This window comes from Maribacter sp. UH1, from assembly GCF_056839145.1.
On the sequence record NZ_CM166387.1, the window covers coordinates 2,392,438 to 2,415,422 of the forward strand.

Below are 22,985 nucleotides of genomic sequence, written 5' to 3' on the forward strand. Positions count from 1 at the left end.
TATTTCAAGTTCTATTTGAATTGCAAAGTTAGTTCAACTAGGGCTTAAAACGAATTAGATAGGTAGTGATTTTAATTTATGACGTCTCCCCTTAAAATTCTAAAGTTTTTACGGGCTTCAGGAAAGTAATAGCTGTCTTGATAATTGTAGATGATTTTCTCGTATTGCTCTTTTGCCTTTATGGGGTCATTGAATTGTTTACGGTAAAGTTCGCCCAGTGCATAATATGCATCATCTGCAAGAATACCATTGCCATAGAATGTGATGATTTTTTGATAGTTTAATTGAGCGTCTTCGTATTTGTTTTGCTTTTCAAATAGTTGTGCTTGTTTTAAAAGTGCTTCATCTTCGATCTTTTCTCCCTTATGATTTTCTAATATATCTCCCAAAGCGGTAATGGCTTCATCGGTTTTATTTTGATAGGCCAAGAAATCTGCTCTCGCATATTTTTTTAAGGCAGTTTGCGTGGAATCTTCCAACGAATTGTCTGATATCAAAAGGCTCAACTGCATAGCATCATTTGCGATGAGCTGAGAAGTAGAACTTCGTAGTACTTTTAATTGCGTTAATGCCCAATCGAAATCTCCTTTGTAAAAACTGGTTTGTGCTACTTTATAACGTGCATCTTGACCTAAAACATCGTTTTTTAATTTTTGCTGAATCTGAGAAAAATAGATAAGTGCTTCATTAAACTTTTTGTCATACACTAAAATATCGCCTAGTGCTAGTTTTAAATAAGCGGTACCTCTATCGCTTAACGGTAATTCTAGACTATTCTTTAGTAATTTTTCTGCAGGTGCGGGGTCGTTCTTTTTAAACGTAAGAAAATTTGCATAGGCAACTTGCAGCTGTAATGATTGCGATTTATATCCGTAAATATCTACAAGAGCATCGTACTTTTTATGAATAGCTTCTAACTGTCCGTTTGTAGCATTTAGTAAATCAATATCAATTAGGTTTAGTTCTGCATCTAATTGCGTAATTTTATTACTGGTGTTTTCAATGATGTAACCGTAGATATCTTTTGCGGTGTCATATTCTTTATTATCCAAGGCATCGTTGCCTAAATTCTCCAATCTGGTGGTAGAGCTGCCGTTCATGCGTTTAAAAATGGCTTTTTCTTGCCTAAACGCACTACCGTATTGCTTTTGCTGAACAAATAACCAGCTTAAAAGCTCATTCCAAAGAACATCTGGGTTTTTCTGTGCACGCTCTAGTAATACCTTTTTTAATAGGATGTTATTTTTGTCCGTTGCATCTTCAGAGATAAAATCATCTATACTTCTTAAAATATTAGATTTAGAGGTTTTTCCATCAATAACAAGATTGAGGTATGAGTTGTACATTGCCTCAACATTACCTTGTTCTCCATATATTCTGGCAAGTTGAAAATTGAAGTTTAAAGCAGGGTTCAATTCCATTGAATTTTTAAAAGCTTTAATCGCTAAGTCCAGCAGGCTGTATTTTTGAAATTGAAGACCTAAGGCATAACCGTAATTAGGGTTTTTAGGGATAACATCTAGCGCCTTATCATAATACGTTTGTGCCATCTGTTCATTGTCCTGTAACTTGTAGTTATAACCTAGATCAATCAATAATGTGGGATACGGATTTCGGTCTTTCAAACGCTGATTTAAAAAATCTTCAGCATCTTGGTAACGTTCTAATTGCTGGTAACAGGCAACTAAATCTTGAACATATTCCGTTCTTCTAGGGCTTTTTTCTACTAGTTTTTCATAGAAAACTACTGCTTTTTCAAAATCACCATCAGCAAAATATTGCTTCGCCAAGAAATCATCTTGGGCAAAGCCTAATGTAGACAGAGCTAAAAATGTAATTATGAAAAAGGTAAAGCGCATAATCAAAGATACATAGAATGCAATAAGTTGTTGTTAAGTAGATGCTAACAAGCACTTGATTTTATGCGGGTATAGTATTTATTTCTAGTTAGCAAATCTTGTAGTCACTATCTAATTAATGAGATACTACTTTAAGACCTATAATAGAACCAATTAATGTTGTAATAAAAAGTATACGTAAAAAGGTTGCCGGTTCTTTGAATACGAATATACCAACGAGTACTGTGCCTACGGCGCCAATACCTGTCCACACGGCATATGCGGTACCAATGGGTAATGTTTGTGTCGCTTTCACTAATAATATCATACTTATGGCAAGAGCAACTAAAAAACCAACATACCATAAATACATTTCATTGCCAGTGGTTTCTTTGGCTTTACCTAAACAGAATGCAAAAATTACCTCAAAAAGACCGGCGATTATTAACAGTGCCCAATTCATAATACAAATACTTAATTATACTAAAGGTCGATAATCTCTTCTACCTATTCATTGTAATGTAGGTATTTTTTAAGTGTAGTGTCTTCGCAGATAAACGAAAGGTCTTCATTGTAAATAGCTTGGTAATCAGCATAGACTTGGTCACAGTTGCTCTCGTTATAATGAATTATTATAACAAGTTTTTCGTCATCTAAAAAGCTTTGTGCTCCAGAGGTATCCCACCAATTTTTCTCATCATTGTATGATTCATATGTTACCCCATCAAAATCTTCGGCATTTTCAACGAAGTTCTTTGCCATACATTTCATGCCTTTTTCATGTACATAATTACAAAGCTCTTGATAGTAGGCAATACCATCTTCTTTCGATACTTGAATGCCATAAGTTTCTCGCGTATCATCATATAAAGCCCAGTCCATATTATCGAATTCTACCCAATCAAAACCTAAATCGGCAATTTTATCAATTCTAGCTTTCATAACATCGATTATTCCGGTAGTGGTGGTATTTACAAAATATTCACCTGGCCACTCTGCCCATTGTTCGGTAGTTAAAAAAGGTTGAAGCTGATTGAAATCATCTCTCCAATCTTCACCTGTTCCAATGCTTATATATGCTGCCAATTGATTTCCATTTGCTTTTATTTCAGCAATGGATTCTGCAACATCATCTTCAACAGGATCAACCAATACGTAAGCATTAGTTGCATTTAAAGCAATGTACTCAACTTGATCTACCTCAAAATTTTCAATATATGCGTGGTTGTAAACTGGTATAGCGTTGAAATTTTCATTTTCTTCCGTTACCTCTTCCGTTACCTCTTCCGTTACCTCTTCCGTTACCTCTTCGGTATTAGTATTGTCATCTGGATTGCTGCAAGCAAGAAAGACCGATAACATTAAAAGTAAGATGAGGTTTTTCATAATAAGTATTTAAGGTAAAATTTAAGACATATAAAAGACTGTCTGTTTATATACGCCTGAGAATAGGAATTAGCCTATTCGAACCTTAATATGAAAGTTGATGCTATTTTAAATTAGGTGTTTTTCTGTGTTTGGTGCCCTGTTCATAAGAATAGGTAAGGCCTATTAAAACAGGCTCGTCATACATTCTGCCTAGAAACTGAAGTCCCGCAGGTAAATTTTTACTTGTATAACCCATAGGGACGGTAAAAGCTGGCTGTCCTGTATGCGGACTAATAATTTGACTATTATCTCCCTTATATTCTTCTTGAAATTGATCAATTGGTGCTGGCGGGTTGTTCCATGATGGATAGACTATAGCATCTAGTTGTAAAGAGTCCATCATATTTTCAATTGCTTCTCTAAAAGCAACCCTACGTATATCTGTGTAGGCATCTAAACAGGGTATATCTGAATCTTCCCATCTTCCAGTGTGGGCGGCATTTCTAATTAATCTTTCTCTCGCAAAATCAGACTTGCTTCCTACTTCAATAATATCTTCAATGGTTTTTAGTGAATCATTTTTAACGAAATCGGATAAAAAAGTCTCGACATCTGTTCTGAATGTTGCACACCATTGGTTTTGTCTTAAGTTTTGAAAATCAGGTACGATAACCGAATCGATGACCGAAGCTCCCAAAGAGTCTAATTGGACAAGTGCGTTATTAAATAATTGATTTATTTCAGGATGCGGATTGTCATCACTTAAGGTTCTTAGAACACCTATTCTAGAACCTTTCAGGGCATCTTTTTTAAGAAACTGTGTGTAATCTTTTGGTGTCTTCCCTTCTGAATATGTTGTAAGTGGGTCTTTAGTATCTATACCAGCAATAACTTCTAAAACTTTAGTTGCATCTTCAACAGAACGGCACATAGGGCCGACTACATCATTTCTCAAATAAAGCGGAACAATTGCGCTTCTACTAACTAAACCTAGCGTGGTTCTAAACCCTACTAATGCATTATGGGATGAAGGTCCTCTAATGGAATTCCCGGTATCTGTTCCTAGTCCTATAGTTCCAAAATTAGCAGCTATCGAAGCACCAGTGCCACCACTAGATCCAGCAGGTACATAATTGGTGTTATATGGATTTCTAGTTGTACCAGCTGTTGAACTTTTGCTATGCATAGGGCTAAATGCCCATTCTGCCATGTTAGATTTTGCAATGATTATAGCACCGGCTTCAACAAGTTTTTTAATGATAAACGCATCTTCTTCAGGTATATAGTTTTGCAGTGCTAGTGATCCGGCAGTAGTAGGTAAACCTTCTGTATTAATATTATCTTTAACAATTAACGGTATGCCGTGTAAAGGACGTAAAATGCCTGTTCGCTGGTATTCTTCATCAAGTTCTTTTGCTATTTTTAGCGCTTGTGGGTTTACCACAGTAATTGCGTTCAAAGTGCTATCAAAATTTTTAATTCTTTCAAGATAGGTATTCACTAGCTGTTCACTGTTGAAGGTTTTGTCTTGATATGATTTATGTATATCGGAAATGGTTAATTCTTCAATATTTATCTTTTTTTCTTCGATACTTTTTTCATCAGAGCAGCCAAGAAAAATTATACTTATAAGTAATAAACAGCAATTGAATTTGAAATTCATAATGAAGAAGGTTTTAAAATTTTGTCAATTTATGTTTCTATTGAAAATTGAACCTTCTACTAAAATAGTGAATATAGATGTGGTTAGGCGGTAGCATTGGTAATGAAAAGTTGATTTTATCATTTCCATATTTTTAGGTATATTTTTTTAATATAAAACGCCGTACAACCTCTGTTGTACGGCGTTTTATTCAATACTATATATTAGAAAAATCTAGCAGTTACTAAAAAGCAACATTTTTAGAAATTAATCAATCATATCAAATCCACAATAGGGAACTAATACGTCCGGTATTTTAATGCCGTCTGCAGTTTGATAATTCTCTAGAATCCCCGCTAATACACGTGGTAAGGCCAATGAGCTACCGTTTAACGTATGAGCTAGTTGATTTTTTCCGTTTTCATCCTTAAAACGTAGTTTTAATCTATTAGCCTGGTATGTTTCAAAGTTAGAAACAGAGCTAATTTCTAACCATCTATCTTGTGCAGTTGAGAACACTTCAAAGTCAAACGTAAGTGCAGCTGTAAAACCTAAATCACCACCACATAGTCTTAGAATTCGGTATGGTAATTTTAATTCTCGTAGAATGTTCTTTACGTGATCAACCATACCATCTAAGGCATCATATGATTTTGAAGGATGCTCTACACGTACAATTTCTACTTTATCGAATTGGTGTAGACGATTTAGGCCACGCACATGTGCACCATAACTACCTGCTTCTCTTCTAAAACATGGGGTATACCCCGTGTAGGTAATAGGGAAATCACTTTCCTTTACAATAACGTCTCTAAATATGTTAGTTACCGGAACCTCTGCCGTTGGTATCAAATAAAGGTCGTCTGCTGTTACATGGTACATTTGACCTTCCTTGTCTGGCAATTGACCTGTGCCATAACCAGATAGTTCGTTTACCAAATGTGGCACCTGAATTTCAGTATAACCTGCTTCGGTATTTTTATCTAAGAAATAAGCGATTAAAGCACGTTGTAAACGAGCACCTTTGCCTTTATAAACCGGAAACCCTGCGCCTGCAATTTTAACACCTAATTCAAAATCTATGATGTCGTACTTCTTCGCCAACTCCCAATGTGGTAGGGCGCCTTCAACCAATTTAGGAACATCACCTTCGCTGAATATTTCTTCATTATCTTCTTCAGTTGAACCTTTTTTTACAGAAGCATGCGGTGCATTCGGTAGTTGGTAAAGAAGGTTTTGTAGCTCTTCTTCTGCCGCGTTTAAATCTTCACCTAATTGTTTAGATTCTTCTTTTAGCTTTACCGTTTGTTCTTTTAATAAATTTGCTTCTTGAACTTTTCCAGTTTTGTACAAAACACCGATTTCTTTGGAAATTTTATTCGATTCTGCCAAAACGTTGTCCAAACTTGTTTGGGCAGCACGTCTGTTTTCATCTAATTGAAGCACTTTTTCAATTAAGGGTTGTGCATCAATATTTCTTTTTCCAAGGGCAAGGATAATATCTTCTTGATTATCTCTTATGGTCTGTATTTGTAACATTATTGAATTGTATTTGACTGCAAATTTACATTAATCTTATATTTATAGCAGGTACTTTTACGGACTAAACCTGTATTAAACTACTTTTTGGACTTTCCGAAGTTAGAGGGGCGAATCCAGTCGTGATGTTTTGTTTGGTACCATGTCTCTGCCGCCAAATCAGTTTTAGCGTCTATAAAGGGTACATATGGTTTACGGTTGATACTGATTTTGGAGTTTTCTAGGTATACCGAAACGTTTCTACCTTCTTGTTCAAACTCCTTTTTTAAATATTGGGCAAACTGCCAAGCAAAATCCGGATAAGCAAATATTTTGCGTTCTTGACCTCTAGATACATAATCTTTAGGTTTTATGATGAACTCTTCTTTAGTGTCTTTGTCAACTACTTTAAACCTACCTTTACCCTGTCTGCTACGTAGCATCATACGCCAGCTCATTCTATGGCCTTCTTCGCTCCACAGCACGTCATCTTTAATGGCATGGTGTCTTATAGGTAATACTAATTGAATTATGAAGTAGATAGTTGCTATTGCTAGAATTGTGTTGCTGTAATTTGGTGTTGTAGAATAGGATGATACAAATGCCGGTTTCGTCTTGAAGAAAATCTTACGAATGGTTTCTGGCTCAAAAAAGAAAACACTGAAGGCAATGGATAAATAAGGGAATATGCCAATCTGAAATATGATGGAATTGAATAGATGAAAGAAAAGTGAGATGAAGAAAGCCGCTTTCCTTGTTGGTTTCCAGAGTAGGGCGGGTACAATAAGTAAATCAAACAGAATGCCAACGGATCCAATAATACTATGTATCCAAGGTTCTTGTAAAATAGCACCAACTAACCAATAACTTTTTTTAGAATGCATTAATACGGCTATGGTACTAAAATCAAGCCAATCTCCATACATTTTAGCAATTGAGGCGTATACGTAGACGATAAACAATTGAAGCACTACTATCCATTTTACATAGGCGTACATTGAATTGCTTTCTAGTTCGGGTTTCATTTTTACATCATAGGACCGGCTTCTTTCCGCAGGAAAAAAACACATTATCAATGATATTAATATGAGTAAGTAGTAATGATTGTTATAAGCCGTTTTTTGCATTAAATATGTTGCAGTCCACAGCACGGTAAATGATATGATACTTAATCGATATTTGAACCCTACGGCAATGAAAAGACCTAGTAACCCCATTAATACAAAATAGAAATACATGCCGTTACCGGGCAGTGGCTGTAGAAATTCAAAATCTATAAAGGGGAAAGTGTACTTGGGGGAGATTAAATTCCGCTTTACCCAACCAGTAGCAATAGCGCCAAAGCATTCAAGAGAAACGAGTATGCCAAAAAATATGCGAAAGATAATTAATGGGCTATTATCTATACGTTGAAATAATAACCTGTTGAGCATATTTACCGATTAATGTATTGAAGCGATTTTTCTTTGTCTTTTGCTAATTGTGCTTTGAGAGCATCAACAGATTCAAATTTATGCTCATCTCGTAAACGAACCAAAATATTAACTTGAATTTTTAAGTCGTACAAATCACTATCAAAATCGAAATAATTAATTTCTATGGATTTTTCCGTGCCATTTACGGTTGGGTTATACCCTATATTCATCATACCATAAATAACTTTATCGTTCAAGATACTGTTTACAATGTATGCACCGTTTTTAGGTATTAGCTTGTAATCTTCAGCTATTGAAAGGTTCGCTGTTGGGTATCCCAATTGTTTACCAATCCCTTTACCCTTAATGATTGTTCCGGTAAGCATATATTCATAGCCTAGGTAGCTATTAGCAGTTTCAATATCACCGTCTTCTAATGCTTTTCTGATTTTTGTTGAACTTACAGATACATCGTCAATTTCTTGAGCAGGTATCTCATCTACCGTAAAATCATAAGTGCTTCCAAATGTGATCAAATCAGTGATATTGGCATTTCTATTGCGACCAAATCTATGGTCATACCCTATAATTACTTTTTTGATCTTTAATGTATTTACGAGCATATCGCGAACAAATTCGGTTGCTGTAAGTCTAGAGAATTCTTTAGTAAAAGGGTGAATAATAAGTATGTCAAGACCAAGTTTCTCCAAGATGCCTATTTTTTCCTCTATGGTATTCAATAATTTTATATTGGTGTCTTTTTGTAACACCATTCTTGGGTGCGGAAAAAATGTAAGTACCGAAGATTTTAATTCGGTATTCTTGGCATGGTTTATGATTTTATTAAGTATTTTCAAGTGACCTATATGCACGCCGTCAAAGGTGCCTATGGTAATGACCGTAGGGTGTTCTTCTTTGTATTTAGAAATGTTGCGGACTGTAATCACCTGTGATAGAAAATAAAAAGACTTATATTTGATTTTGAGTTAAAAGCCTCTTAATGATTGCAAAATTACGCCTAGTTTTTACAATTACCATAGTATTTCTTTCCTTTTCCGGTTTGGCTCAAACTGCATATTGGAAAAATACGGAATTAAACAATACGGCTAAACAATTCACTAAGCAGCAGTTACGAGTAAATAAAGGAACTGCGTTTACCCTTGATCAACAACAGTTTTTACAGGCACTTACAAATAACGAATCTTCTATAATTGTTTATTTTCCAGATGAAACCGGTAAATTAATTCCGTTTTTAGTGGAAGATGCACACCTCTTTTCCAAAGGACTTTCCCTTAAATACCCATCCATAAAATCTTATAAAGGTATTGCCTTGCACGATGCTACTAAACAAATTCGATTTAGCGTTTCGGATAGGGGGATACAAAGTACCATGATGACTTCTGGGGAAAACGGAGCTTTGTTTATGCAAAAATCTGCTGATGATACCTATGTGTTGTATCGTAGAACAGATCAAGATAAGCGCGATGTGGATTTTGTATGTAAGACTGTACCCGAAATCAAAGAATATTCGCAAAATCTTACGGCTAAACTGATAGATGGTCAATCTTTAAGAAAGTTTAGGGTGGCAATCTCAGCTTCAGGGGAGTATACGGAGTTTCATGGTGGTACAAAGGCAGATGCCCTTGCAGCAATTAATGCTACGCTAACAAGAATAAATGCCGTATTTGAACGCGATTTGGCGATAACCCTAGAGTTGATAGACAATACCGATCTTGTAATTTATACAGATCCAGATACAGATCCTTATACGGGTAGTTTAAGTAGTCAAGTACAAAATACATTAACAAGTGTAATTGGTGAGGCTAATTATGATATCGGGCATCTTTTCAATCAACAGGATAATACATTAGATGGTAATTCGGGTTTTATTGGTGCCGTTTGTACGGATAGTAGAAAGGGTAGTGGTTATACTACCTTATCTTCACCTGTGGGTGATGCTTTTGATATTGATTTGGTTGCGCATGAAATGGGGCACCAGTTTGGGGCCAATCACTCTTTTTCACATATTTCAGAAGGTACAACGGTACAAGTAGAGCCTGCAAGTGGTACTACCATTATGGGTTATGCAGGTATTACTGGTGTAAATAATGTAGCCTCAAATAGTGATGATTATTTTCATTACGTGAGTATAGTTCAGATAAGGGATTACCTTGAAACTATTTCATGTGGAGAGACAGAGATTCTTACCAATAACCCTCCAACAATTACTCCTTTAACAGATTACGTGATACCAAAAGGTACACCATTTGTGCTTACAGGTGAGGCCACCGATGTTGATGCCACAAACGTATTGAGCTATACTTGGGAACAGATCGATAACGGTATAGTTACACAGGCTACATTTGGACCGGATAATCCTGCAGGAGCTAATTTTAGATCATTGCCACCTAAACTAACTCCAGAACGATATTTTCCTAATTTAAATAGAATTTTAAATGGGGAATTAACGCAAACAGTACCGACCTCAGGTTCTGCTTGGGAAACGCTGTCTAATGTTGGTCGTGATTTAAACTTTTCATTAACGGTTAGAGATAATGCTTTAAATGGCGGACAGTCAGATTCTGATGAAATGACGGTAACTGTAAGTAATGAAGCCGGTCCTTTTTTAATAAGTTCGCAAGCTACAGAAGAGTCTTTTGAAGCTGGCTCTATACAAACTATTACTTGGGATGTTGCCAATACAGATATATCACCCGTAAACGCTGAAACTGTTTCCATATTATTATCTACAGATCGTGGGGTCACTTTTCCAATTGTTCTAGAGGAAAATACTTTGAACGATGGTAGTCAGACTATTATCATACCAAATATAACTACTAGTACAGGGCGTATTATGATCAAGGCAGATGGTAATATTTTCTTTGCTGTCAATGATGCTAATTTTTCCATTACTCCATCAGAAGTCGTACTTAATTTTGACGAGTTGGTTTTTGATATTTGTACACCCGATGATTTAAGTATTGATTTCACTTATGAAACTGATTTGGGTTTCGATGAAGAAAGTACGTTTAGTGTGCTTGATTTGCCCATTGGTATTACGGCAACTTTTACACCTACAGTTGCTGATGCTGACGATACGTTGGTTACTATTGATTTCGAAGGTATTTCTGCCGTAGACGCCGGTATATACCCTATTAGGGTTGTGTCTAGCGCAGATACGGTTACAAAAGAAATCACATTACAGTTAAGAATTTATGACGATGAATTTGAAGAAGTAGTTTTGGTTTCTCCTATAGATGGTTTTGAGAATGCCTCTACAGACGTGATGCTGGAATGGGAAACATCTATAGGGAATACACTATACGATGTTGAAATTGCAGCTGATGCTAGTTTTACAACTATTATAGAATCAAGTACTGTTAACGGCGGTTCGTTCTCACCAACGCTAGTGGATAATAATAGCACTTATTTTTGGAGGGTAAAACCAAAAAACGATTGTGGGGAAGGTGTTTTTAGTGCTCCTTTTAGCTTCTCTACGGTACAATTTAATTGCACTACAAAAAGTGCTACAGGTACGCCGATCGCTATATCAAGTAGCGGTACGCCGGTGATTACATCTAAAATCGTGTTTTTTGAGGATTTACCTGTTGCGGACATCAATGTGCAGCTTGATATAGAACATACATTTTTAGCTGATTTGGTAATTAGTCTTACTAGCCCTGCTGGTACTACGGTAACCTTAGTTTCTAATTCTTGTGGAGATTCACGTGATATCAATGCCACTTTTGATGATGATAGTGCGGCATTTAACTGTTCTGTAAGTCCGGGGATTAGTGGTTCGGTAAAATCATTGGGAAGTTTAAGTTCATTTAATGGTGAATCGATTCTTGGCGAGTGGACATTAGAGGTTAAAGATAATGCCCCATCTGATGGTGGGAGTTTAAATTCATTTGTTCTTGAAGCTTGTGTAGAGGGTGAGTTTAGGCCAGATGCAGATAATGATGGAGTATTTGATGATGGTGATGATTTGTGTTTAGGTACTCCGGCTGGTCAAGAGGTAGATGCTTCTGGTTGTGCTATTTATCGTTTTCCGGAAGAGAACTTTATTGTTAGCTTAGAAAGTGAAACATGTAGAGATAATAATGACGGTTCTTTATCTATAGTACCCAAATTGGCTCTTGATTATGAAGTAGTAGTTACTGGTAACGGATTAAATCTAACCCAGAACTTTTCAAATGCGTTTAATTTAGCTAATCTGGAATCCGGGACATATACTTTATGTATAACTGGGACCGATAGTGTAATAGCGTACCAAGAATATTGTGTTGAGGTGCAGATTACAGAACCTTCAGCATTAAGTGTAACTTCTAAAGTTGCAGTAGATGGCTCTCAGGTAACGCTTGAAATGAATGGTTCTTCTTTTTATACAATTGAATTGAACGGTGTAGCCGTGCAAACAGAAGAATCAATAATAGCATTGGATTTAGTTAAAGGATTAAATACATTGAAAGTATATACGGATATACCTTGTCAAGGTGTTTATGAAGAACAGATTGGTTTTTATGTAGAACCGGTAGTATATCCAAATCCCGTGAAAGATATTGTTGAGGTGTATTTAGGTGCGCAACAGGAAGAAGTAACCGTAAGTGTTTTTAGTGCCGATGGCAGGTATATTTTTAATAAAAAGATTATGGTGATTGGTGGTGTAATGCAGCTTGATTTGAGTTCGCTTTCTACGGGTATTTATTATTTGAAGTATGAGGGTAGAACTATTAAAGGAACTTCTAAAGTAATTAAAGAATGATGCGTTTTTTAGTGCTTATAATATGTTTGTTTATGGCTGTGACCAGCTGTAAGAAGAAAAGTGCGGCAAACCCACCAGAAGCGGTTCTTTTGGTGTTTCCTGAGGAAAATTCTGAGTGTACTACAGGTGTCAGTTTAGGTGAGGAAACCAGTCAAGTAGAGTTCAGGTGGAATTTAGCGGATAATACGGAGACCTATGAATTGCGTGTTACCAATATAGAAACAAGTACTGTACAGACAATTGTATCAGCTTCTAGTTCAGCTAAATTACCCTTGGCTAAAGGAGCACAATTTTCTTGGTTTGTTCGTTCTAGAAATAGTGAAGTAGAAGAAACTGTTTCTAGTCAAGAATGGTATTTTAATAATGCAGGATCAAGATCCACATTTGCACCATTTCCTGCAACTATCATAAGTCCCGCTTCTTCAGATAACGTATTCAAGGATATTAATAACGAGGTGGAACTATCGTGGTCTGCGTCTGATTTAGACGATGATATTGCTAGCTATGAAGTGTATTTCTCCGTAGAAACACCGCCAATAGATTTAATTAGGGAAGTATCTGCCACCGTAACAAGTGTAAACGTTTCAGTAACATCAGATACTGTCTATTACTGGAAAGTAATTGTAATTGACGAAGAGGGTAATAGATCGGATACCGGGGTGTATTCCTTTAAAGTACTTTAAGAATTATTAAATTGATTCATGGTTCTTGCTATTCCTGCAAGTGCGAACGAATTAATAATTTCTGTGGATTTTTTTAAACGTTCTGGCATTAGTTCTTTTTCCTCATCGTTCCATTGGCCCAATACATATTCTACCTGTCTGCCTTTGCCAAAATCTGCTCCCACGCCAAATCTATACCTATTGTATAGAATGGTTTGAAGAAACAGCTCTATATCCTTTAATCCGTTGTGCCCGCCATTGCTTCCCTTTGTTTTTATACGAATAGTTCCAAAAGGTAAATTGATATCGTCGGTTATTACTAAAACATTACTTTGAGGAATTTTTTCTTTATCCATCCAATACTTCAAAGCTTTACCGCTGCGGTTCATGTAAGTAGATGGTTTAAGGCAAATAATTGTTCTGCCTTTAATTTTATATGATCCAATATCACCAAGTTTAGCGGTTTCAAAAGTAAAGTCATTTACTTTGGCTACTTCGTCCAGTACTTTAAAACCTATATTATGACGAGTTTCTGCATATTCCTCTCCTATGTTGCCAAGGCCAACGATTAAAAATTTCTTCATGGGATCTTTCTCTTCTGTAATTATGTTCTGGTTATTAAAAAGAGATTTTAAAAACTGGAACATGGATAGTTTAATTTAGGGTGTAAAAATACAAAAGCATCCTGATACAAGTACCAGGATGCTTTAATGTATAATTAAGACTTTTAAGACTTTTAAGACTATTCTTGAGCAGCTTCTTCAGATGCACCTTCTGCACCTTCAGCTCCTTCTTCTCCTTCTTCATCTTCATCATCGGCCACAACAGCGGTACGAGCAGTTTTAACTTGTACAACAACTTGACTTTCTGGGTGTAAGATGGTGAAATCTTCACTCATTAATGATGCTACAGAAATATTTTGACCGATTTTCAATTTAGAAATATCGACGTTAAAGAAATCTGGTAATTTACTTGGTAAAGCTTTAATTGCAAGTTTACGTTTTCTGAATAATAAACGTCCACCATTACGTACACCTGGAGAATTTCCTTCTAATGTTACAGGAATATTCATAGTAACCATTTTATCATCGAATAATTGATAAAAATCAATATGGATGATGGCATCTGTTACAGGGTGAAACTGAATATCTTGCATGATAGCTTTAACCGAAGTTCCGCCATCCAATTCAATTGCAACTGTGTGTGCATTTGGAGTGTAAACCAAATCTCTGAACGCTAGTTCATCTGCTGAAAAGTGTAATGGTTTATCCCCTCCGTATACCACGCAAGGAACCTTTCCAGCATTACGTAGGGCTTTCGTTGCCTTTTTGCCCACGCTTTCTCTTTCTGATCCTTTAATTGTAATTGCTTTCATTATATATATAAAAAATTAATATTCTTGTTTTGCTTCTAATCTTACATTAAGAACTTAGAAGATATAGAGTTATTGTTATGAACCTTATCCATTACCTCTGCAAATAGATTGGCACAGGTCAATACCTTTACTTTATCACTCTTAACTTCAATAGGAATAGAATCTGTAATGATCAATTCGGTAAGCTTAGAGTTTTCAATCTTTTCATATGCATCACCAGATAATAAACCGTGTGTTGTAATAGCTCTAACGCTAATAGCACCACGCTCCATCATTAAATCTGCTGCTTTTGTTAAAGTTCCTGCGGTATCTACCATGTCATCCACAAGTACAACGTTTTTGCCCTGTACATCACCTATTAATTCCATATGTGAAATTACATTGGCTTTGGCTCTTTGTTTGTAACATACCACAACATCGCTATCCAAAGCTTTAGAATATGCATAAGCTCTTTTAGAACCACCCATATCTGGAGAAGCAATAGTAAGGTCTTTTAAACCTAAGTTTTTTAGATATGGTAGAAACAATGTAGATGCAAACAGATGATCTACTGGCTTTTCAAAGAAACCTTGTATTTGGTCTGCATGCAGGTCCATAGTGATAATTCTAGTAGCACCTGCTGTTTCAAGCATTTTGGCAACCAGTTTGGCTGCAATTGGTACTCTAGGTTTGTCTTTTCTATCTTGTCTTGCCCAACCAAAGTATGGCATTACCGCAGTAATGTGTCTTGCAGATGCTCTTTTTGCAGCATCTATCATCAACAACATTTCCATTAAGTTTTCTGGACCAGGATGTGTAGAACCTATAATAAAAATTCGTGTTCCACGAATAGATTCTTCAAAAGAAGGTTGAAACTCCCCATCACTGTAGCGAGAAAAAGATATCTTACCCAATTCCGTTCCGTAAGCCTTAGCGATTTTCTCGCCTAAGATTTCACTTTGTGTACAAGCAAATATTTTCGGTTGTGGAACTTGGTATGGCATGTCTTTCTAATTGTTTTCCAAACAGTTGATTCAATAAAATATCGAGTCTTTTGTTTTTAAGGAGGTGCAAATTTAAAAATTAAATTTGGTTGCTAATGCATAAAACTGGATATTTTTGGTGTTGGAAAGAAAATAATTATTTAGTTTTGCAGTCCTGTTTTACAGGATGTCGTTTCTTAACGGTAAAATATGCTCGAGTGGCGGAACTGGTAGACGCGCTGGATTCAAAATCCAGTTCTTCGGAGTGCGGGTTCGATTCCCGCCTCGAGTACTTCTAAACCCTCTTAATCATTTGATTAAGAGGGTTTTTTAATTTTCATTAATTGCTAATTATATGTTGTATTTTTCTTAAAATTTAAATCTTAAAAAATGTTTACTCTATTTTAGTCTTTATTATAACTGTTCACCAGCTTAAAATATAGTATAGTAATGAATAAACAGCGTTTGGTTATTTCTAATAATTCATCTACGGCTACAAGAATGTTCAAATTTCTAAAAAAATATGAAATATGGATATTTTTAGCGCTTGCTCCATTGTTGAATTTTGTGATAACTTACGCCAAGAGTAAAGGTTTTATAGACTTCTTTCCATATACCAACGGTCGCTTTTATGCGCTGATGTTTTTATTGCTATTTATCGTAAAAATTACAAAAGGAAATGAGGGTATAAAGAATTTGTTTAGACCTATGCTGATTTGGAAAGTACATCCAAAGTGGTATCTGTTTGGTCTTTTATTCGCTTTTACAATAGGCTTAATAACACTATCAATAGTAGCTTTCTATAATGGAGATATGTCTATTCTTGATTTCGAGATTTACATACCTACATTAAAATTTACATTATTCTTATTGTCTTGGGCATTTCTAGGTGAAGTGGTATGGATTGGCTATGCCGTTCGCGAACTATCAAAAACTATAAAAGCATTTTATGCCAGCCTTATTATTGGATTTGTATGGTCTTTATGGTGGTTACCTTCTGTTTATATAAATGTTGGAGTAATAGAAGATTTGCCTGTTTGGCCATTATTTTTAAATATGATGGGGGCTGCCGGTATGTGTGCTATTGTATATTCAAAAACCAAAAGCGGAATATGTGTATTGGTTATACAATCGATGTTGAATATGTCTTTAGTTTTATTGCCAATTTCGCCAGATGCGGGTGACTATACCTATACAATTTTTGCAGTTCTTTATTTTCTGGTCATGTTGGTTTTTATGTATTTTATGCCGCCAAAGATAAATACGGCAACAAAAGAACTTGTAGGTGGGTAGTAGTTATAAGATAGTTTTTGACTATTCTAAAATCTTATAAGCTTTATCCTTTTTATCACTAGCTATTTTAGTTTCATTAGCCTTTAATTGAGTCATAATACTCCCGGCTAAAAACTTTGCCAAATTTACTGGTACTGCATTACCGATCATTTTATAACCAGCAGCCACTTTCTTATAATGAAAGGTAAAGTCATTAGGAAAGGTTTGAATTCGTGCACATTCTCTAACGCTTAACCTTCTGTAAAGATGCTCTTTGCCAGGAACAAAGACACGCACGTCTTTTTCAACAAGCTTCATTTTTGGTGCTTGCGGATGTATAGGTGCATGCCTGCCACCAGCTTGTATGGTAAAAGATTGCTCGTCCCAATTACGAACGCGATTTCTAGACATGAACATAGTTGAAAAACCACCGATCATGTATTCATGATTGGGAATAGTACACTTATTGCCATTGGTATTATTAAATTCCAAAGCGGGAATTGCTTTTGTATCTAAATCGCCTATGGCAGATTCTAGCGTTATTTTAGGGAAGGTTTCGGTAGGGAATTCATATTTGAAACCTAAGTCTTTTCTAATGCCTATAAAGAACACTCTTTTTCTGTCTTGCGGTACATTATAGTCAGATGCGTTGAGCATTTTAAAAGATAGATCATAACCTGCACCAGCATTTTTTAGCAATTTTTTAATTCCATCAAGTGCTGTGCTGTGTTTGCCAATAAGCATTCCACTTACGTTCTCTGCTAAAAAGAATTTGGGTTGTTTTGCTTCCAGTATTCTGATAAAGTCATAAAACAACTGTCCTCTTTTATCTTGAATACCTCTTGCTGCCCCAGCTGCACTCCAGCTTTGACATGGGGGTCCTCCAATAATTCCGTCACAATCGGGTACGTCATCCGCAGGTATATCAACTATACTTCTTTTGTCAAATGTAGTATCAGGGTGATTCTTCTGGTACGTTTCCCAAATATCCTTGTCATATTCATTTGCCCAAATGACATTAAAGCCAGCTTGTTCAAAACCAAGGTCTAATCCGCCTGCTCCAGCAAAAAAGGATACTATATTCATTTTTTTATGCTATTCTTTTGATCTATGTTTTTCAAATAAGATATCGAAAAGACATCATACAAAAATACATTTTAGATTTTCAAAATGCTTTTAATTCAACCATCTATTTTACTTGATAATCGAGAATTGAATGTTTCAATGTCAGTCTCTAAATATCAATTATGTTTTCAATTTAATAGTTCGTGGACTTGCCGCCAAAGTTAGCTACTTGTATGGTTTCTTTCTTTTGTTTGATATCTGCTACATTATTTTCAAAAGCCTTAACGGTAGTTTGGTCTTTAATTACTAGATGCATACCTACTTCACAATGAATTCCGGTATAACTTAAATCTGGCATGTTTTTGAATTTTGGGATTTTTACATTGTCCAAATAAATAAATTGGGTGGGAGTGAAATTATAAGAACAATATATAAGTATGTTATCTATGATAATATATTTAGAATGTATGTTTTCATTGACAAAGTATTCTGCATTTTCAGTTTTAGCGAGCTGACTGAAAAATTGCTGAAAATTATGAGAGTTTGCAGGTTTCCGAAAATTTGACTTTTTAAATTTCTCCTCATCTTCAGCTAAAGGAGCAAAGGTTTGTGAAAGGCAAGTTACTTTTACACCTTTTGTTGCCATACCAATAACTTCGCCCAATATACCTTTTCGGGTCTCATTCTCTTTGATAGTAGAATGATGTTTTGCGTTAAATTCATAATTGAATGCCGCTAAATGCTGAGCACAAACAATAATCCTTTCTTTGGCTGCACAAATATGTTCAGATATTTTCTTCTCTAAAAGATGGGCAGAATTGTCGTAGAATGGTGCCGTAATACCTACCAAATCTGAATATTCAAATTCTAATTTCTCGTAAGTGTTACACTTAGTATCTAAAGCTGCTTTGTAGTTTTTAATGGGAATGGAGTTCTCAATTAAATTCTTGTAAAAAATTTCAATATTTTTCTCATAAAGTGGTTCATTTTCAACGCTGATCATTGATTCGTTTTTCACCAAATCCCGTACTGCCAAATTAGAGGAACTCATTAGTACTATATAGCCACTTTTCTTTTTGATGTAAGCGGATTTGATGTGTAATGAATAGGGGAGTGTACCTCTTGAGAATTTTTTAACGCGCGCACTTCTAACGTATAAATGCGAAAAAATATATAGATTGAAATTCTTGTGTGATGTTGTTCTATACATCTCCCCAAAAATCTTTCTAGCTAAATTATATTTAGTAAAAGAGGTGCTTGATTTCTCGCCCGTTACAAGGTTCTCTATAACTTTTGGGTTAGAATGATCATAACCCTCTAATGGAATGGTAATGACATTAACTGTAATGCCATATGTAGCTACTTCTTTTAGATAATCATGTAGATGTTGGTTGTTGTACAAATACCATGAAATATTGATTTCTTCAATTTCATTTTTTTGCTCCTCAATGGTGTCAATAAACTTTTGAAGGAGTAAGGGAGAGCCACCTTGGTCATAAAAACCGAATCGGTCTTTATAGTTTTCAGGTTCATCAAAATAAGATTGAAATGGCATTTATATTTTAACTGATAGTTACATTGTAAGTAAGAGGGCGTTTAATTACTTCACACTGATCAATACTGCTTCGCAGCTCTTTAGGTCTGAATTCAATACTATGTTTTCAGATTTTTTTCCGTCAGATATTTCTACGGATACGGTGTTGGGTGGTGAATCTCCTAAATTATGTGCGTAAAGAAATAAATCGTTAGATTTTTTAGGGTCTAGTTTAATTTTAAATTCTTTTTTCCAGTAAGTTAAATAATACTGTTTAACTACTTGTACACCGTTAAGGTAAATAGAAACGATATCGCCATCTTGCCTACCGTGGTCCCAAATTTTAACTGTGATATTTTCAGATTCAAAGGCAAATTCTTTGGTGTATGAAATTTTTCTACCATCAAAGCTATCTCTAACTTCAGGTTTGCTATCAGGTTGGTTGTCAGATTTCTTATCTGTTTTGCTTTCAGTTCTTGGCTCAGGATTGTTATTGGTTTGGACAACAGCAGTTTCTTTGGGTGTTATCTGTTCTTTTACTTTTTTCTTTGCTTTAGATTTAGATCTTGACCGTTTTTTCTTGGATGTTTTTGTATTAACATTTGCCAATTGTTGTTTTTTCTTTCTTTCGTCTGATGCTGCATTAATAATCGAGAAAAAGGGGGTAACCTTTTTAGCAATATTAAACTTATCATCTGGGAATAACTCTATGGCAACTACTTGATACCTATTGCCGGATCCTATGTTTTTTGCCAATTCTATTCCGTCTTCAAAACCGTCGTTCTTAAAAGAACCCAATTCTTGCACTACCATTTCATTTCGTACCAGAAAAAAGCGAATAGATTTACTGGTGTCAATTTTTACGGTATTCCACTGCAATGCAATTTTGTCTGGAATATTCCAGGCAGTATTTTCATTTGGGGAAACAATATTTATTGTAGCGGTATTTTGCGCATTACCAATAGTTGATATTAGTAATAAGGCAGCTAATAATATAAAATGAATTTGGCGCATAGGTAATGTCTTATCTTAAAGATAGGCTTAAACAGTTATTAGTTCAATACCTCTATAATCTACAAGATATATGGACATTAAACGAAAAATTATAGACATTTAATATAATCTCTTGCCCCTTTTTTAGGTTTATGGGCTAAATCAGTTTCTTTTCTACAGCAACCTTGATCAATGATGCTACATTGGATACTTGTAACTTCTGCATTAGATTGCGTTGATAGAGCGGTCTGTTCTGAACCCTGTCAGCGTTAGTTGGGTGACAGGGTTTTTAAATTGCTATTAAAAATAATAAGCGACCCCAAATAATAGGTCAGATGTATTTAGGTTGAGGTTAAAACTATTGTTTTTTGAATAATTTCCTGCATCGTATTTAATTTCTGAAAAAGAATATCCTAAAAAACCATAGGTAACTTCCATTGCTAATTTTTTATTTAAGAAATAGGTAATACCTGGGCGTATTCCAATAAATACAGTGTTTATTTTATGGTCATTTTGTTCATTTTGATTATTCAATTTATTGGAATTCCAATATTTAAAATAATTTATCTCGCCTTGTAAATAGAGAGAAAGTTGTTTTCCTATGCCTTTATAACCTCTTGCGTAAGGGGTTATTCCTAAACCGTGTTGAGTTGATTTTGAAGAATTACTGGTAATGTCATCACTTACGGTGCCTTCAGAAGTATAATTTCTGTACTGTAAACCTACCCCCAAACTTATATTGTCTTTAAAGGCATAACCAAAAGACGGTGTTATTGAAAATGAGCTACTTGATGTTTCTCTGATATCACCCAAGAAAGTGGATGTTGGATAGCTATGATCCGTACCATTCGAAAAATTTATGGAGGCATTACCTGTAATGTTCCAAGTCCCTTTTTCGATAATTTGTTTTTCTTCGGTTTCTTGTGCGGCACAAAAAGTGGTAACGCAGATGGCGGTAATCATTAAAAATGTTTTCATAGGTATTATGTTTTATGTTCACTTAGGCACTATCAATTGATATGCCATTATTGATGTAAATTCTTACATTAACCATTGCGTAACATTAAATTAATTTCAATGTTAAAAAATGGAAATAATCCTAATAATTGGAAATAATCCATAATTTAGCTATCCCGAATTTTGAAGGATAGTTATGAGCAAAACCATTTTACATATCGATTTAGATACCTTTTATGTTTCTGTAGAACGATTAAATAATCGTGAGTTGCAGTATAAGCCTTTGTTAGTTGGCGGTACCGGAGATCGCGGAGTAGTAGCGGCGTGTAGTTATGAGACCCGTGGCTTCGGTGTACATTCTGGCATGCCCATGAAAATGGCGCGAGAACTGTGCCCTGATGCTGTTGTAATTCGTGGTAATGCGGGTGACTATAGTAAGCACTCAGATATAGTGACCGAAATCATAAAAGAGTACGTACCAGTATTCGAAAAATCGAGTATAGATGAGTTCTATGCAGACCTAACCGGTATGGATCGTTTTTTTGGTTGCTACCAATATGCATCAGAAATGCGAAAGAGGATTATTACAGAAACGGGACTCCCCATTTCCTTTGGATTATCAGCTAATAAAGTAGTTTCTAAAGTAGCCACAAACGAGGCGAAACCTAATAATCAATTAAAGATTGATGAAGGGTTAGAAAAACCTTTTTTGGCTCCGTTATCCATTAAAAAAATACCGATGGTGGGCGATAAGACTTATCAAACCTTACGGAACCTTGGACTGAGACAAGTCCGCACCGTACAAGAAATGCCCATGGAAGTCATGCAACGTGTTTTGGGTGTTAATGGCGGAGTAATATGGAAGCGTGCTAATGGAATTGATAATACGCCCGTAATTCCGTTTTGCGAGCGAAAATCAATCTCTACAGAACGAACTTTTAACAAAGACACTATTGATGTAAATAGACTACGTGGTATTCTTATCGCAATGACCGAAAATTTGGCATATCAATTACGAAGGGGAGAGAAGCTAACGGCGTGTATTTCAGTGAAGATTCGGTACTCGGATTTTAATACTTATTCAAAGCAAATGCGTATTCCCTATACCAGCGGAGACCATATTCTAATACCTAAAATTTTAGATCTGTTCAAGACCTTATATAACCGTAGGTTGTTAGTGCGATTAATTGGTATACGTTTCAGTCATTTAGTATCGGGTAATTATCAAATTAATCTGTTTGATGATACTGAAGAAATTCTAAGTCTTTACAACGCTATGGACAATATTAGAAAACGCTACGGAGACAAAAGTGTATTGCGGGCATCAGGTATGGGAGCAAAAACAATTGGCAGAATGCATAACCCTTTCAACGGATTGCCGCCTGTTGTGTTGGCGCATAGAAAAATCTAGTTGTTGGTTTTTGGCTGTATGTTTTGGGGGTGATGTCCGGTCGAGCGCAGTGGAGACCTGTTGTTTGTTGAGGAGAGAAAAGAAGCTAGAATATAGAAAATAGAATATAGAGAAGAGAGAAGAGAAAAGAGAGGGAGCGCATTGCGCAGCACGCCGAGCGTCACACGCAAAACGCAAAAAAAGCACACTTCGCATAGCGTCAAGCGAA

Annotated in this window: 18 protein-coding genes and 1 tRNA gene; 5 read left to right on the top strand and 14 right to left on the bottom strand. The window is 35.6% G+C overall.

Annotation, left to right across the window (positions count from 1 at the left end):
• Positions 1 to 71 precede the first annotated feature (71 nt).
• The 7 genes from UH1x_RS10490 to UH1x_RS10520 form a co-directional block, all read right to left on the bottom strand.
• The gene (locus tag UH1x_RS10490; RefSeq protein ID WP_482621640.1) at positions 72 to 1,859 is read right to left on the bottom strand and encodes a tetratricopeptide repeat protein; all 1,788 of its coding nucleotides are present in this window, start codon (positions 1,857 to 1,859) and stop codon (positions 72 to 74) included.
• Between the two features lie 115 nt (positions 1,860 to 1,974).
• On the bottom strand, positions 1,975 to 2,301 hold the full coding sequence (locus UH1x_RS10495) for a DMT family transporter (protein WP_482621641.1): 327 nt from the start codon (positions 2,299 to 2,301) through the stop codon (positions 1,975 to 1,977).
• A 44-nt stretch (positions 2,302 to 2,345) separates the two neighbouring features.
• Positions 2,346 to 3,224: an endo alpha-1,4 polygalactosaminidase gene (locus tag UH1x_RS10500; RefSeq protein ID WP_482621642.1), complete on the bottom strand. Its 879-nt coding sequence runs from the start codon at positions 3,222 to 3,224 to the stop codon at positions 2,346 to 2,348.
• A gap of 103 nt (positions 3,225 to 3,327) precedes the next feature.
• Positions 3,328 to 4,869, bottom strand: coding sequence for an amidase family protein (locus UH1x_RS10505; protein WP_482621643.1), 1,542 nt, complete (start codon positions 4,867 to 4,869; stop codon positions 3,328 to 3,330).
• Positions 4,870 to 5,115: 246 nt separating this feature from the next.
• A complete protein-coding gene (gene serS, locus UH1x_RS10510; protein WP_482621644.1) occupies positions 5,116 to 6,387 on the bottom strand; it encodes a serine--tRNA ligase in 1,272 nt (423 codons plus the stop codon).
• An 80-nt stretch (positions 6,388 to 6,467) separates the two neighbouring features.
• Positions 6,468 to 7,799: an HTTM domain-containing protein gene (locus UH1x_RS10515; RefSeq protein ID WP_482621645.1), complete on the bottom strand. Its 1,332-nt coding sequence runs from the start codon at positions 7,797 to 7,799 to the stop codon at positions 6,468 to 6,470.
• Positions 7,800 to 7,801: 2 nt separating this feature from the next.
• Positions 7,802 to 8,728, bottom strand: coding sequence for a bifunctional riboflavin kinase/FAD synthetase (locus tag UH1x_RS10520; RefSeq protein WP_482621646.1), 927 nt, complete (start codon positions 8,726 to 8,728; stop codon positions 7,802 to 7,804).
• A 53-nt stretch (positions 8,729 to 8,781) separates the two neighbouring features.
• On the opposite strand from UH1x_RS10520, the gene UH1x_RS10525 reads away from it, so the two are divergent.
• The gene (locus UH1x_RS10525) at positions 8,782 to 12,546 is read left to right on the top strand and encodes a zinc-dependent metalloprotease (protein WP_482621647.1); all 3,765 of its coding nucleotides are present in this window, start codon (positions 8,782 to 8,784) and stop codon (positions 12,544 to 12,546) included.
• A 32-nt stretch (positions 12,547 to 12,578) separates the two neighbouring features.
• The gene (locus UH1x_RS10530; RefSeq protein ID WP_482621648.1) at positions 12,579 to 13,229 is read left to right on the top strand and encodes a hypothetical protein; all 651 of its coding nucleotides are present in this window, start codon (positions 12,579 to 12,581) and stop codon (positions 13,227 to 13,229) included.
• Here UH1x_RS10530 and pth read toward each other — a convergent pair.
• From pth to UH1x_RS10545, 3 genes are all read right to left on the bottom strand, one after another.
• On the bottom strand, positions 13,226 to 13,855 hold the full coding sequence (gene pth, locus UH1x_RS10535) for an aminoacyl-tRNA hydrolase (protein WP_482621649.1): 630 nt from the start codon (positions 13,853 to 13,855) through the stop codon (positions 13,226 to 13,228). The two genes, UH1x_RS10530 and pth, sit on opposite strands and share 4 nt — an antisense overlap.
• Positions 13,856 to 13,950: 95 nt before the next feature.
• Positions 13,951 to 14,583 (bottom strand): 50S ribosomal protein L25/general stress protein Ctc, encoded by a 633-nt coding sequence (locus UH1x_RS10540; RefSeq protein ID WP_482621650.1) that lies wholly within the window; start codon positions 14,581 to 14,583, stop codon positions 13,951 to 13,953.
• 41 nt (positions 14,584 to 14,624) lie between these two features.
• Positions 14,625 to 15,566, bottom strand: coding sequence for a ribose-phosphate pyrophosphokinase (locus UH1x_RS10545; RefSeq protein WP_482621651.1), 942 nt, complete (start codon positions 15,564 to 15,566; stop codon positions 14,625 to 14,627).
• A gap of 191 nt (positions 15,567 to 15,757) precedes the next feature.
• On the opposite strand from UH1x_RS10545, the gene UH1x_RS10550 reads away from it, so the two are divergent.
• Both UH1x_RS10550 and UH1x_RS10555 read left to right on the top strand, forming a co-directional pair.
• Positions 15,758 to 15,837 (top strand) — tRNA-Leu (locus tag UH1x_RS10550).
• 158 nt (positions 15,838 to 15,995) lie between these two features.
• On the top strand, positions 15,996 to 16,838 hold the full coding sequence (locus UH1x_RS10555) for a CPBP family glutamic-type intramembrane protease (RefSeq protein ID WP_482621652.1): 843 nt from the start codon (positions 15,996 to 15,998) through the stop codon (positions 16,836 to 16,838).
• A gap of 21 nt (positions 16,839 to 16,859) precedes the next feature.
• Here UH1x_RS10555 and UH1x_RS10560 read toward each other — a convergent pair whose 3' ends face one another.
• From UH1x_RS10560 to UH1x_RS10575, 4 genes are all read right to left on the bottom strand, one after another.
• Positions 16,860 to 17,903: a DNA cytosine methyltransferase gene (locus UH1x_RS10560; protein WP_482621653.1), complete on the bottom strand. Its 1,044-nt coding sequence runs from the start codon at positions 17,901 to 17,903 to the stop codon at positions 16,860 to 16,862.
• Positions 17,904 to 18,075: 172 nt separating this feature from the next.
• Positions 18,076 to 19,437: a hypothetical protein gene (locus UH1x_RS10565; protein ID WP_482621654.1), complete on the bottom strand. Its 1,362-nt coding sequence runs from the start codon at positions 19,435 to 19,437 to the stop codon at positions 18,076 to 18,078.
• Positions 19,438 to 19,482: 45 nt separating this feature from the next.
• Complete coding sequence (locus UH1x_RS10570; protein ID WP_482621655.1) at positions 19,483 to 20,430, bottom strand: hypothetical protein; 948 nt, start codon at positions 20,428 to 20,430, stop codon at positions 19,483 to 19,485.
• A 279-nt stretch (positions 20,431 to 20,709) separates the two neighbouring features.
• On the bottom strand, positions 20,710 to 21,387 hold the full coding sequence (locus UH1x_RS10575) for an outer membrane beta-barrel protein (protein ID WP_482621656.1): 678 nt from the start codon (positions 21,385 to 21,387) through the stop codon (positions 20,710 to 20,712).
• 175 nt (positions 21,388 to 21,562) lie between these two features.
• Between UH1x_RS10575 and dinB the strand changes: the two genes are divergently transcribed.
• Positions 21,563 to 22,777: a DNA polymerase IV gene (dinB, locus tag UH1x_RS10580; RefSeq protein WP_482621657.1), complete on the top strand. Its 1,215-nt coding sequence runs from the start codon at positions 21,563 to 21,565 to the stop codon at positions 22,775 to 22,777.
• The last annotated feature ends 208 nt before the right edge of the window (positions 22,778 to 22,985 follow it).